Origin of the sequence: Pseudomonas sp. CCNWLW23 (assembly GCF_037095675.1) — a bacterium.
Taxonomy (GTDB): domain Bacteria; phylum Pseudomonadota; class Gammaproteobacteria; order Pseudomonadales; family Pseudomonadaceae; genus Aquipseudomonas; species Aquipseudomonas atacamensis.
In genome coordinates this window covers 56,708-69,798 of sequence record NZ_JBAWKM010000014.1, presented here as the reverse complement: position 1 = coordinate 69,798, position 13,091 = coordinate 56,708, and the positions used below count along the sequence as shown (strand labels likewise).

The window sequence follows — 13,091 nt, the reverse complement described above, 5'->3', positions numbered from 1 at the left end:
TCGTATCAGCAGCTATTGACCGAACAAAGGCTTCCCATGAGCGTAGATGCGCAAGATGTAGTACTCGTCGTCGAAGACGAACCGGTTATCTTGATGGTCCTGACGGATTACCTGTCAGGGCAGGGCTATCGCGTGTTGCAAGCGGAAAATGGCGAGCAGGCTTTCGAGATCCTCGCCAGCAAACCTCACCTGGACATGCTGATTACCGATTTCCGCCTGCCGGGCGGGATCTCCGGCGTGCAGATTGCCGAGCCAGCGGTGAAATTGCGACCGGACCTCAAAGTGATTTTCATCAGCGGCTACCCGCAGGAAATCCGTGAAACCGGCAGCCCGATCACCAGCAAGGCACCGATCCTGGAAAAACCGTTCGATCTGGATGTGTTGCAGGAAAAGATTCAGGAACTGCTGGCCTGATGGTCATGCAGGAGCTGCCGAGCCTTCGGCAGCTCCTGCATGAGAATCAGCTATTGATCATCTCGCGCACCTTGGCGGTGAGCAGATCAAAGGTGAAGGGCTTGGTGATCATCTGCATTCCCGAGTCGAGGAAGCCACCGCGCACCGCCGCGTGCTCGGCATAACCGGTGATGAACAACACTTTCAGACCTGGCCGGTATTGCCGACCAACCTCCGCCAGTTGACGACCGTTCATCCCCGGCAGGCCAACGTCGCTGATGAGCAAATCAATACGCTGCGTCGAATTTAGAATCGGCATGGCGCCGTCGGCATCACCGGCCTCCACGAACGCATAACCCAACTCACTGAGCACGGCGCTGACCAACACGCGCACAGCCGGATCGTCTTCGACGATGAGTACGGTTTCGCCATCCATCGCATACGGAGCCTGCTGCGAATCCGAGACGGGAATTTCCACTTCTTCACCACGGAAACGCGGCAGGTAGAGTTTTACCGTGGTGCCTTGATCGACTTCACTGTCGATCGACACATGCCCGCGCGACTGCTTGCTGAAGCCATAGATCATCGACAGTCCGAGGCCGGTGCCCTGGCCGATCGGCTTGGTCGTAAAGAACGGATCGAACGCGCGGCTGACCACACTCTGCGGCATGCCGCTACCGTTGTCAGTGACGCTGAGCATCACGTAATCGCCCGGCTCCAGATTGCTGTAAGCGGCGGTGAAGTCGCTATGCAGGACCTGATTGCTGGTTTCCACCACCAGTTTGCCACCCTCGGGCATCGCATCACGGGCATTGATGACCAGGTTGAGCAGGGCGCTCTCGAGTTGATTGGGATCGGCCTCGGCAACCCAGAGGTTGTCGTCCAGGCGCATTTCCAGATGAATGCTCTCATTGAGGCTGCGTTGCAGCAGCTCGCCCATCGACAGCACCAGCGTGTTCATCTGCACGGCTTTCGGGTCGAGCGATTGCCGGCGGGAGAACGCCAACAAGCGGTGAGTCAGGCCGGCGGCGCGGTTGGCGGAGGTCACGCCTAGATCGATCAGGCTGTCGAGGTCTTCGGTCCGGCCCCGGGCCAGACGTCGGCGCAGCAGTTCCAGGCTACCGATGATGCCGGTGAGCATATTGTTGAAGTCGTGAGCGATGCCGCCAGTAAGTTGGCCGACCGCTTCCATTTTCTGCGATTGGCGCAGCGCTTCTTCGTTGTGGCGAAGCTGTGCGGTGCGCTCTTCAACCTGTTGCTCGAGGGTTTCCAGAGTTGATTGCAGGCGGCGTTCGCTTTCACTCAGGTCGATCAGCCGATCGCGCGCTTCATATTGTCGTCGCCGCCCGCGCAGGGCGGCGGAGACCAGACTGACCAGCGTCGCGGGATGGAAGGGGCGCTCGAGAAAAGTCACGTTGCCGAGCAGGGTGCTGAGGCGCGACGGCGGCCCTTGTTCATCGCCGCCATGATGAGTCAGCAGTACGATGGGCATGTCCGACCACGCGGGCTGCTGGTCAAGGTAGGCGATAAGCCCTTCGAGTTCCGGTCCGCGCAACGCTTCAGCAGCAATCAGCAGCAACCCGGCACCGACCTCCAGTTCGGTGCACAGAGCGCCGAGATTCGGCGCCACCATGCCGCCGTAACCGGCTTCGTTGAGAATCATCAACGCGATCTGGCTGTCACGACCCATGGGCGCCAGAACCAGCACCCGCTCGGCCAACGGCGTGTTGACCGTCACAAGCTTTCATCCTCAAGCAATGGATTGCTCGCTCCCATGTAGGTCGGCACGCCACGCAGCACGCCCTGGAACGATTCCAGCGGTTGGCCGATGGTCATGCCACGCGAGGAGATCCGGTATTCACGGATGGTCGACTCGTGGTTGCCGGTACGTTTCTTGATAATCGAGATCGCCCGGCGGACTTTGCCGAGGGCTTCGAAGTAGCGCAACAGAATCACCGTGTCGGCCAGGTAAGTGATATCGACCGGCGCCTGCATATCGCCCACCAGACCGTGCTGGGCGACCGTCATGAAGGTGGCCGCGCCTTTGCGGTTAAGGTACAGCAGCAGCTCGTGCATGTGCAGCACCAGCGCGTTTTCTTCCGGCATCGCCGCTTGATAGCCGTTGATGCTGTCGATCACCACGGTTTTGATACCCAGCTCATCGACGCAACGGCGCACGCGATGGGACAACTCACCGGGAGACAATTCGGCGGCGTCTACTTGTTCGATCAGCAGATTACCGGTGGCCTGCAAGGCTTTGAGGTCGATGCCCAGATGACGCATGCGTTCGAACAGCAGGCCCAGCTCTTCATCGAAAATGAACAGCGCGGCTTTTTCGCCTCGGGCCACCGCTGCGGCGGCGAAGATCATCGAAATCATCGATTTGCCGGTACCGGCCGGGCCGAGAATCAGCGTGCTTGAGCCGGTCTCGATGCCGCCGCCGAGCAGGGCGTCCATTTGCGGGATGCCGCTGGACAGCTGCAGACGTGGGTAGTCACCGCGATGTTCCGCCGCTACCAGGCGTGGGAAAACATGGACGCCGTCGCCCATGATGGTGAAGTCATGGAAACCGCCACGGTATTTCTGCCCGCGATATTTGACCACTCGTACGCGACGACGCTCGGCGCCGTAGCTTGGCGTCAGCTCTTCAAGGCGAATCACGCCGTGGGCGACACTGTGCACGGTCTTGTCGAGGGATTCTGTAGTCAGGTCATCGAGCAGCAGGACGGTGGCGTCGTAGCGCACGAAGTAATGCTTGATCGCCAGAATCTGGCGACGATAGCGCAACGAGCTCTGCGCCAGCAGACGGATCTCCGAAAGGCTGTCGAGCACTACACGGGTCGGTTTGAAGCGTTCGACCACTTCGAAAATCTGCCTGGTCGCCTCGCCCAGTTCAAGGTCCGAGGAATACAGCAGGCTTTGCTGATGTTCGGCATTGAGGAGGCTTTCCGGCGGTGTCAGCTCGAAGATCTTGATGTTTTCGTTCAGCTCCCAGCCGTGGGAGAGCGCACCTTGACGCAGTTCTTTCTCGGTTTCCGAGAGAGTGATGTACAAGCAACGTTCCCCGGCCAGCGCACCGGCGCGGAGGAAATGCAAAGCCACGGTGGTTTTGCCGGTTCCGGGTTCCCCCTCGAGCAAAAACACATGGCCGCGGGACAGGCCACCGGCAAGGATGTCATCCAGACCTACGATGCCGACGGCGGCCTTTGCACTGATCAACTCGTTTGATGTAGTCAAAAAACGCCCTCTTATGACTAGGGTAATCCGGCGGCTGGCTTAAGTGAGCCGCTTGAATAACTTGACCTCAGGGCATGTTCACGGTTCCGCTTTTTCTTTCGACAGGTGGTTGATTGCACCCGCTTTACCTTGATTAAAGACCCTGTTGCAGGGCCGGGTCGTCCGGATTGAGCTGCTCCAGTTGCGCCAGCAGAATCTGCACATTCTGCAACTGGCCGCTTTCCTTCCAATAGTTGATCAGCAGCACCCGCGCCTTGCGGTCGGCGGGGTGGCGCTGGACGATTTCCTGCAATTGTTTCTGCGCCGCTTCCAGTTCTTCCGCGCTGTGCAGAGTGGTGGCGAGGTCGTAGCGATAATCCTTGTTGTCCGGTTCCAGCTCGACTGCTTTGGACAGGCCGAGCAGGGCATATTCGCGCTGGCCGTGGTGCAGCAGCCACAGGCCGAGGGCATGTTGCAGATAGGCCGAATCGGGCTGCGCCTTGAGTTGGCGGGCGAGCAACTGGCGAGCGGCATCGCTCTGGCCCTGGCGGTCGAGCACATCGATCTGCATGACCAGCGCCGGCAGGTTGCCCGGTTCCAGGCGCAAGGTATTGTCCAAAGCCTGTTGGGCCTGTTTGTATTCGGCGTTGTGAATATAGAGACGGGCCAGTTGCGCATAGTTGGCGGCGCTTTCCGGCTGGCTTTCCAAGGTCTGTTGCCAGCCGTCGATGGCCTGCTGTAGCGGTGCGAAATACAGGCCGAGCTCGTCCGGGGCCAGGCCGAGCAGGGCATTGATCGCGGCGAAACGGACAGTTTGTTCTTCATCATCAAGCAACGGTCCTAGCAGCAGACTGCGCTGCCCGCCGGGCACCAGACCGACGATGCTTTTGATCGCTGCGACGCGCACTTGCGGCGCTTCGTGATGCAAGTCGATGTCCGCCAGCTTCAACGCCTGCGGACTGGGGTAATTGGGCAGTTCGCCATGCAGCCAGACCCGGCGCTTGACCGAGATGTCCGGGCGGCCCAATTGCTGGTACAACTGGCGCGCCGCTCCGGGTTCACCGGTGCGCGCGGCGTTCAGCGCTTCGCTGTAGCCATGTTTGATAGCATCGGGGATGGTCGGAGTGCTGCTGCGCCAGGACAGCCAGACGACGCCGAGGATCAGTACGAGGCCTAAGCCGATCAGCAGGTTGCGGCGGGACTGAGTCATGCGGGTTTCCGAAAGCTTCGAACTTGAGCAGAGCGGCAAGCTTCGTTCAGCTTGGCGCGTGAGTCAAACCGTTGCCAGCGAATCGTCCTACAACACGTGTCGACTGTGAAATCCGTCAGGCTTTTGCTGCAATGTCTACGCTTGCAGAAGTCGTTTTAAAGAGAGTGCCCATGTCTGCGCTGTACACCTATTTCAAGGCTTTGATCCATCCCGGTCAGGCTGTTCTGCTGTTTGCCCTGCGGACCATCGCCGCCGGGCTGTTGACCCTTTATCTGGCGTTCATCTTCGATCTCGAACAGCCGAAGTGGTCAATCATGGCCGTGGTGATCGTCAGCCAGCCACTGGCAGGGATGGCACTGGCGCGCAGTTTCGGCCAGGTGATCGGCACCACCGTGGGTGCGGCGGTGGCGGTGCTGATCATGGCGATTTTCCCTCAGGCGCCGCTGCCGTTCATCACGACATTGGCGTTGTGGCTGGCGCTGTGCACGGCGGGCGGCACCTTGTTGCGCTACACCAGTTCCCAAGCGTTCGTGCTCAGTGGTTACACCGCAGTCGTGGTGGCCTTGCTGGCGATTCCGGATCAGGACGGCACCTTTCTGCTGGCGGTCACCCGCGTCACCGAAACCCTGTTGGCGGTTGCCTGTGTCTGTGTGGTCAGTTTGCTGACGGCCCGGCCTGAAGCCGTCGCCAAGGGCTATTTCGCCAAAATCGATCAGGTCATCAAACTGGCCGCCAGCCACGCCGCCGAAGTGCTTCGCACGGAAGAAAGCGAAGCCGATTTCCAGCGTCGGCAGATGCAACTGCTCGGCGAGATCAGCGCACTGGAAGGTTTGCGACGTCATTTGTATTTCGATGCCCCACGTTTGCGCAGTGCCGACAACCTGGTATTGCTGCTCGGCAACCAACTGATGCTGCTGACCTCGCGACTGACCGCGCTGCGTCATCAGCGTGAATTGCTCATCGAACGCTGGGAGGGCGATCTGCCGCTGGAGGTCCAGCAGTTGCGTGCCGAGGAACTGGCGTTGCTTGAGCAGCTGGCGCAACAGGGCCGCGCGCTGTCTGGCGCCGATCGGCAGCGTTTCGTCACCTTGCAGCAACAGTTCGAAGCATTGGCGTACAAGGCCGAGCAGCAGACCGAGAACATGAGCGCGACCCTGCGTTCATTGGCTTGGGCGCTGCGTTGGGAGCAGGCGCGCCTGTTGCAGCAACTTGAGCAGATCCTCGAACTGAGCGACGCGATTCAGGAAGGGCGCCCGGCCAGTTGTCTCTATCGCGGCCAGAGCAGTCCGTTGCATCTGGATTTCACCCTGGCCTCGATGAATGCGATCCGCGCCTTTACCGCGCTGTTGGTCAGCGGGTTGATCTGGATCGAAACGGCCTGGGATGGCGCGCGCGGCGGGATGATTCTGGTGGGGATTCTCTGCTCGCTGATGGCGACTTTTCCGCGTCCGCTGATGGCTGCGCAAAGCTATGCGCGAGGCTTGGGTCTGGCGCTGGTGGTGTCGGCGTTCTACCAGTTCATGCTGGTGCCGGCGATCAGTGATTTCGAGCTGCTGGCCTTGCTGCTGGCGCCGCTGCTGTATGCCATTGCTGTGGGCATTTCCAGTCCGGCCACCGCCGGTATCGGCATGGGCCTTGGCCTGTCCAGTTTTCTCATGCTCGGACCGCAAAATACCGGCACTGGGCAGAACACGGCGATTCAATGGTTCGAATTCGCCGGCGCCTACGTCAGCGCAGCGATGCTGGCCCTGATCGTTTATGCGCTGATCTTCCCGTTCCGCCCGGGCTTGCGCATCCGCCGCCTGTACGGCGAAGCGCGGGAGCAGGTGTACCAGCTGAGCAAATTGCCTGCGACCGATGAACAACAATTCGCTTTCGAGAGTCGGATGACCGATCGCCTGACCAGCATGCTTGGTCTGCTGCCAGCGGCGAACGATCGTGCCATGCAGCGCTTGTATGAAATCAGCCTGGCATGCGTGGCCTTGGGCGTGGCCATGCATCAGCTGCGACAGCAGGCGCAGAACAACGCGCTACTTACCGATGCGTTCGGCCAACGCCTGGCGTCGGCGTTGCGCAAGACTGGTCGTTTGGTTGCCGGTCGCGACGATGTCCAGCTTGCGGCGCTGCTGGCCACGTTGCACCAACTCGGAGATGAGCTGGACGAGCTGCACGCCACCAGTCATGAACATCTTTGGTCGGTGTTTCGCATGCGTGTGGCGCTGCTGATTGTGGTGTCGTTCCTCGAGCGGCACGGCGAATATTTGCAACCTCAAGGCCTGGAAGGAGAACCGCAACTTGCCCATTGATTTCGAAATTGGCGGGGTTTATCTGCCGCCGATTGCCCAGGCACTGTTACTGGCGATTCCGATTTTCATGTTGCTGGACTGGTGTCTGCGGCGCCTCGGCGTGCTGCGCCTGGTGTGGCATGAAGCACTGTTCGAAGGCGCACTGTATGCCTGTGTCTGCGCCACGCTGATTCTGTTGATGGGAGCCTGATGTCTTGAAAGCACTAGTTGCACGAATGATGACCGTGGCAGTGGTGATCCTGGCGATCGTCCTCGGCTGGTTCGCCTGGGAGTATTACACCCGCGCGCCGTGGACACGGGATGCTCGGGTGAGGGCGGATGTGGTGACGCTGTCGGCGGATGTTTCGGGGCGAATCGTCAAACTGGCAGTGCAGGACAACCAGCATGTCGACAAGGGCCAATTGTTGCTGGAGATCGATCCGGCGCGCTATCAACTGGCGGTCGAGCACGCCCGGCGTTCGGTGGAAGTGTCCAAGGCCTCGCTGGGGCAATCGCAAGCGGCAATCGTCGCCAGTGAGGCGTTGCTCAAACAACGTCAAAGCGAGGAGCGCCGGCGGCGCACGCTGAAACAGGGCTTCGCCATTTCCGGTGAGGAATGGGAGAAGGCCAGTACCGACGTGGCGGTTGCCCAGGCGGATCTGTTGCGCAATCAGGCCAACCTCGGGCTGGCCGAAGCCAATGTGCAACTGGCAATTGCCGCGCTGACCCAAGCCGAACTGGACTTGCAGCGCACCCGCGTTGAATCGCCAGTGAGCGGTTACGTGACCAACCTGCTGACCCGCCAGGGTGACTATGCACAAGCCGGCGGCGCACTGCTGGCGCTGGTCGACAGCGATTCGTTCTATGTCAGTGGTTACTTCGAGGAAACCAAGTTGCCGCGAATCGAGGAGGGTGATCGGGTACGCATTCAATTGATGAGCGGTGAGCGTTTCGGCGGTACGGTAGAAAGCATCGCCTTCGCCATCGCCGACCGCGAAAACGCGCCGGGCAGTCGTCTGCTGGCGAACATCAACCCGAGTTACACCTGGGTGAAACTGGCGCAACGGGTGCCGGTGCGCATTGGCATTGATGGTGACTTTGCCGGCAAGCATCGCCTGCGCGCCGGTACAACCGCCACCGTCACCGTCCTGGAGGATCACCGCTGATCCCCTGTGGGAGCGAGCCTGCTCGCGAAGGCGGATTATCAGCCACCGCTGATATGTCTGACCTGACGCTTTCGCGAGCAGGCTCGCTCCCACAAGAAACCCAGTACTGCACAAAGGCATAAAAAAACCCCGCGACCGAATGATACGCGGGGCAAAAAATTTGGTTGGTTGCGGCCAACCAAAGGAGCTCTTTAACAATCTTACTTGCTGGCAACTGTCTCCGGTTGCCAGCCGCCGCCGAGGGCCTTGTAGATCGCGACGATGCCGCGATACAGCTCGACTTCGGCCTGGGCCTGAGTGTCTTCGGCGTTCAGGCGCTCACGCTGGGCGTCGAGCAGGACGAGGAAATCGGTGGTGCCTTCGCGATAACGGATTTCTGCCAGATCGGCAGCCTTGCGACTCGATTCGCTCTGACGGATCAGCGAGATCAGGCGTTGCTGACGCTTGCCGTAATCGCTGAAGGCGTTTTCCGATTCTTCCAGAGCCAGCAGTACTTGTTGCTCGTAGTTGGCCAGCGCGCCTTCGGCGTCAGCATCGGCGCCGCGCAAACGGGCACGGACGCTGCCGAGGTCAAACGCAGCCCAGGTGATGCTCGGGCCGAGTGCCCAGGCATTCGCTGCCGAGGAACCGATCTGCGAACCACGTCCGGCGGTCCAGCCAAGGAAGCCGCTGAGGCTGACCCGTGGGAACAGGTCGGCTTTGGCAACGCCGATGCGCGCAGTGGCCGAAGCCAGTTGCCGTTCGGCGCTGAGGATGTCCGGACGACGTTGCAGCAGTTCACCCGGATCACCGATCGGCAGCGCTTTGGCGATGGCCGGCAGGTCTTTCGGGCTCAGGTCGACGGTCAGTTTGTCCGGGCGTTCGCCGAGCAGGGTAGCTATACGGTTTTTCTGCCGAACCTGTTCCGCCTGCAACTGCGGCACGGTGGCTTCGACGTTGGCCAGACGCGCATCGGCGCGCTCGACATCAAGCTGATCACCGACGCCGGCGTCACGCAGGCTGATGGTGATCTTGCGCGACTCCTGCTGGTTGTTCAGGTTGGCCACGGCGATTTTTTCCCGCAGCTGGGCGCCGCGCAGTTGACCGTAGGCGTCGACCAGTTCGGCAATCATGGTGACTTGCAGCTGATACAGATCGGCTTCGGCGGCTTGCTGGTCGGCATCACTGGCTTCCAGATTGCGCTGGATGCGGCCGAACAGGTCGAGCTCCCAGGCCATGTCCAGACCGAGGTCATAGCGCTCGCTATTGACCCGGTCGGTGGTCTGGCCGGGAATCTGGCCCTTGCCCAGGTCACTGCTGGCGCGGCTGGTGATGGTCGGCATCGCGTCGTTGCTGGCGTCGTCGCGGATCGCCCGGGCGGCTTTCCAGCGGGCGAACGCCACGCGCAGTTCACGGTTGCCTTGCAGCGACTGGCTCACCAACTGGTTCAGGGTCGGATCATCGAATTGCTGCCACCAGATGCCTTCGAATTTCGAACGGTCGAAGTTCTTTTGCCCGGCGGCGCCGTCGGTGGCGGTCGTGATGTTGGCCGCCTCCGTGGCTGGGGTCTTGTAGTCGGGGCCGACGGCGCAGGCGCTGAGGGCCAGCACCAGCAGACTCGGCAGGAAGACTTTCAGACTCATTGTTGCGCCTCCAGTGGCTTTTGAAGAGTGTGCGCCTTGGCTGCTTTGCGCTGCTCGCCGCGTTCGACAAAGTTACGGATCAGTACGTAGAACACTGGCGTCAGCAGCAGACCGAAGAAGGTCACCCCGAGCATCCCGGAGAACACCGCCACACCCATGGCGTGACGCATCTCGGCACCGGCACCGCTGGAGAACACCAGTGGCACCACACCCATGATGAACGCGAAGGAGGTCATGAGGATCGGCCGCAGACGCAGGCGGCAGGCTTCCAGTACCGCAGCGAGCGGATCGAGGCCTTCTTCCTGTTTATCCTTGGCGAACTCGACGATGAGAATCGCGTTTTTACAGGCAAGTCCTACCAGTACGATCAAGCCGATCTGGGTGAAGATGTTGTTGTCACCGCCGGAGATGATCACACCGGTAATGGCCGACAGCAGGGTCATCGGTACGATCAGAATCACCGCCAGTGGCAGGCTCCAGCTTTCGTATTGTGCGGCGAGCACCAGGAACGCCAGCAGCACGCAGAGCGGGAACACGAACAGCGCGGTGTTGCCGGACAGAATCTGCTGGTAGGTCAGGTCGGTCCACTCGTAGGTCATGCCGTTCGGAAGTTCTTCCTTGAGCAGTTTCTCGATGGCTTTTTCTGCCTGGCCAGAGCTGTAGCCCGGGGCTGCGGCACCGTTGATTTCAGCGGTGATGAAACCGTTGTAGTGCATCACGCGATCCGGTCCCGAGGTGTCGCTGACCTTGATGAAGGTCGCCAGCGGGATCATCTCGCCTTTGTTGTTGCGTACTTTCAGCTGACCGATCTGATCGGATTCAAGACGGAACTGCTGTTCGGCCTGAACGTTGACCTGATAGGTGCGCCCGAAGCGGTTGAAGTCGTTGGCATACAGCGAACCCAGATAGATCTGCAGGGTGTCGAAGATGTCGCTGACGGCCACGCCATGGGTCTTGGCTTTTTCGCGGTCGATGGCGGCATCGACCTGCGGCACGTTCACCGTGTAGCTGGTGAACAGGCCGGCCAGTTCCGGCACGTTGTGGCTCTTGTTGATGATGTTCATGGTTTCTTTGTACAGCTCGTCGTAGCCGAGGTTGCCCCGGTCTTCGATCTGCAGGCGGAAACCGCCAATGGTGCCCAGGCCTTGTACCGGCGGTGGCGGGAAGATCGCCATGTACGCTTCCTGAATGTTCGCGTACTGGCCGTTCAAGGCACCGGCAATCGCACCGGCGGACATGCTCGGGTCTTTACGCTCGTCGAACGGTTTCAGGGTCACGAAGACGATGCCGGCGTTGGGGCTGTTGGTGAAGCCGTTGATCGACAGGCCCGGGAACGCTACGGCGCTTTCCACGCCCGGCTGTTTCAGCGCGAGGTCGGACATGCGCTTGATCACGTCTTCGGTGCGATCCAGGCTCGCGGCATCCGGCAATTGCGCGAAGGCCACCAGGTATTGCTTGTCCTGGCCGGGTACGAAACCGGTCGGCGTGCTGGAGAAACCGAAGAAGGTCAGCACCATCAGGCCTGCATACACGAGCAGGGCAATGCCGCTGCTGCGGATAACCCGGCGCACGGTGCCGACGTAGCCATGACTGGCACGGTCGAAGAAACGGTTGAACGGACGGAACAGCCAGCCACCGAAGATTCTGTCGAGCACTTTCGAGAAGCGGTCTTTCGGTGCGTCGTGACTCTTCAGCAACACAGCAGCCAGCGCTGGCGACAAGGTCAGCGAGTTGAACGCCGAGATCACTGTCGAGATCGCGATGGTCAGTGCGAACTGTTTGTAGAACTGCCCGGTGAGGCCGGAAATGAATGCCGCCGGAATGAACACGGCACACAGCACCAGTGCCGTGGCCACGATCGGCCCGGTCACTTCACGCATGGCGCGCTTGGTCGCTTCGACCGGCGTCAGTCCGAGTTCGATGTTCCGTTCGACGTTTTCCACCACGACGATGGCGTCATCCACCACGATGCCGATGGCCAGTACCAGGCCGAACAGCGACAGGGCGTTGAGCGAGAAGCCGAACAGGTGCATGACCGCAAACGTACCGATCAACGATACCGGCACCGCCACCAACGGGATGATCGAGGCGCGCCAGGTCTGCAGGAACAGAATCACCACCAGCACCACAAGGATCAGCGCTTCGAACAGGGTGTGAACCACCGCTTCGATCGAGCCACGGACGAAGATCGTCGGGTCATACACGATGCTGTAATCCATGCCCTGCGGGAAGCCTTTCTTCAGCTCTTCCATCTTGCCGCGCACTTCGTTGGAAATGTCGATGGCGTTGGAACCGGGACGCTGGAAGATCGGGATTGCCACCGCCGGCTGATTGTTCAGCAGCGAGCGCAAGGCGTATTGGCTGGAACCCAGTTCAATGCGCGCAATGTCCTTCAGGCGAGTGATCTCACCGTCGTCGCCTGCACGAATGACGATGTTCTCGAACTCTTCCTCGGAAACCAGACGGCCTTGAGTGTTGACCGACAGCTGGAAGCTTTGCGCGGTCGGGGCAGGGGGCGCGCCCAGTTGACCGGCGGCGACCTGACGGTTCTGCTCGCGAATCGCGGTCACCACATCGGTCGCGGTCAGATTGCGCGAAGCGGTCTTGTTCGGATCAAGCCAGACGCGCAGCGAGTAGTCGCCCATACCAAACAACTGCACGTCACCGACACCACCCAGGCGAGCCAGCTCATCCTTGATGTTGAGGATTGCGTAGTTGGACAGGTAGAGCATGTCGTAGCGCTTGTCCGGTGAGGTCAAGTGCACAACCATGGTCAGGTCTGGCGAAGCCTTGTCGACGGTGATACCGATACGCGTCACTTCCTCGGGAAGCTTCGGCTCGGTCCGGGTCACCCGGTTCTGCACCTGCACCTGCGCGTTGTCCAGGTCAGTGCCCAGGGCGAAGGTGATGGTCAGGGTGATTTTGCCGTCAGCGGTCGATTGCGAGGACATGTACAGCATGTTCTCGACGCCGGTGATGGCCTGCTCCAGCGGAGCGGCCACGGTTTCACCGATGACTTTGGGGTTGGCCCCCGGGAAGTTGGCGCGCACGACCACGGTCGGCGGCACGACTTCCGGGTATTCGCTGATCGGCAACTGGAACAGCGAGATCGCACCGGCGATCAGGATCAACAGCGACAGCACCGCTGCGAAGATCGGCCGGGAAATGAAGAATTGGGAAAAATTCATCGGAGTTGTCG

At 60.5% G+C, this 13,091-nt stretch carries 9 protein-coding genes; 4 read left to right on the top strand and 5 right to left on the bottom strand.

Translation table 11 applies throughout. The features are described from left to right. Positions 1 to 36 precede the first annotated feature (36 nt). Positions 37 to 414 (top strand): response regulator, encoded by a 378-nt coding sequence (locus tag V8J63_RS18125; RefSeq protein WP_016774860.1) that lies wholly within the window; start codon positions 37 to 39, stop codon positions 412 to 414. A gap of 46 nt (positions 415 to 460) precedes the next feature. On the opposite strand, the gene V8J63_RS18120 is transcribed toward V8J63_RS18125, so the two are convergent. The 3 genes from V8J63_RS18120 to V8J63_RS18110 all read right to left on the bottom strand — a co-directional run bounded on the left by V8J63_RS18120 (position 461) and on the right by V8J63_RS18110 (position 4,819). Next, positions 461 to 2,131 (bottom strand): ATP-binding protein, encoded by a 1,671-nt coding sequence (locus tag V8J63_RS18120; protein WP_016774859.1) that lies wholly within the window; start codon positions 2,129 to 2,131, stop codon positions 461 to 463. Further along, positions 2,128 to 3,630: an ATPase domain-containing protein gene (locus tag V8J63_RS18115; protein ID WP_024013082.1), complete on the bottom strand. Its 1,503-nt coding sequence runs from the start codon at positions 3,628 to 3,630 to the stop codon at positions 2,128 to 2,130. The genes V8J63_RS18120 and V8J63_RS18115 overlap by 4 nt, the downstream gene beginning before the upstream one ends. Before the next feature lie 133 nt (positions 3,631 to 3,763). Beyond that, the gene (locus V8J63_RS18110; RefSeq protein WP_122611339.1) at positions 3,764 to 4,819 is read right to left on the bottom strand and encodes a tetratricopeptide repeat protein; all 1,056 of its coding nucleotides are present in this window, start codon (positions 4,817 to 4,819) and stop codon (positions 3,764 to 3,766) included. Between the two features lie 170 nt (positions 4,820 to 4,989). Here V8J63_RS18110 and V8J63_RS18105 point away from each other — a divergent pair, with 170 nt between their 5' ends. Genes V8J63_RS18105 through V8J63_RS18095 form a run of 3 tightly spaced genes read left to right on the top strand, consistent with a single transcriptional unit; the run spans position 4,990 to position 8,270 of the window. Continuing rightward, positions 4,990 to 7,125, top strand: coding sequence for an FUSC family protein (locus V8J63_RS18105; RefSeq protein ID WP_197890522.1), 2,136 nt, complete (start codon positions 4,990 to 4,992; stop codon positions 7,123 to 7,125). Further along, positions 7,115 to 7,315, top strand: a complete 201-nt coding sequence (locus V8J63_RS18100; protein ID WP_016774855.1) for a DUF1656 domain-containing protein — start codon at positions 7,115 to 7,117, stop codon at positions 7,313 to 7,315. The genes V8J63_RS18105 and V8J63_RS18100 overlap by 11 nt, the downstream gene beginning before the upstream one ends. Before the next feature lie 25 nt (positions 7,316 to 7,340). Continuing rightward, entirely contained in the window at positions 7,341 to 8,270 is a 930-nt protein-coding gene (locus tag V8J63_RS18095; protein ID WP_374190759.1) for a biotin/lipoyl-binding protein, read from the top strand. Between the two features lie 200 nt (positions 8,271 to 8,470). Here the strand turns inward: V8J63_RS18095 and V8J63_RS18090 are convergent, their stop codons facing one another. Continuing rightward, positions 8,471 to 9,892: an efflux transporter outer membrane subunit gene (locus V8J63_RS18090; RefSeq protein WP_016774854.1), complete on the bottom strand. Its 1,422-nt coding sequence runs from the start codon at positions 9,890 to 9,892 to the stop codon at positions 8,471 to 8,473. Beyond that, positions 9,889 to 13,080, bottom strand: coding sequence for an efflux RND transporter permease subunit (locus V8J63_RS18085; RefSeq protein WP_024013078.1), 3,192 nt, complete (start codon positions 13,078 to 13,080; stop codon positions 9,889 to 9,891). Before V8J63_RS18085 ends, V8J63_RS18090 begins: the two co-directional genes overlap by 4 nt. Between the last annotated feature and the right edge of the window lie 11 nt (positions 13,081 to 13,091).

Coding starts and splice junctions, on each gene's coding strand:
- V8J63_RS18125 (WP_016774860.1), top strand. CDS start 37: ATGAGCGTAGATGCGCAAGATGTAGTACTCGTCGTCGAAGACGAACCG.
- V8J63_RS18110 (WP_122611339.1), bottom strand. CDS start 4,819: ATGACTCAGTCCCGCCGCAACCTGCTGATCGGCTTAGGCCTCGTACTG.
- V8J63_RS18105 (WP_197890522.1), top strand. CDS start 4,990: ATGTCTGCGCTGTACACCTATTTCAAGGCTTTGATCCATCCCGGTCAG.
- V8J63_RS18095 (WP_374190759.1), top strand. CDS start 7,341: ATGATGACCGTGGCAGTGGTGATCCTGGCGATCGTCCTCGGCTGGTTC.
- V8J63_RS18090 (WP_016774854.1), bottom strand. CDS start 9,892: ATGAGTCTGAAAGTCTTCCTGCCGAGTCTGCTGGTGCTGGCCCTCAGC.
- V8J63_RS18085 (WP_024013078.1), bottom strand. CDS start 13,080: ATGAATTTTTCCCAATTCTTCATTTCCCGGCCGATCTTCGCAGCGGTG.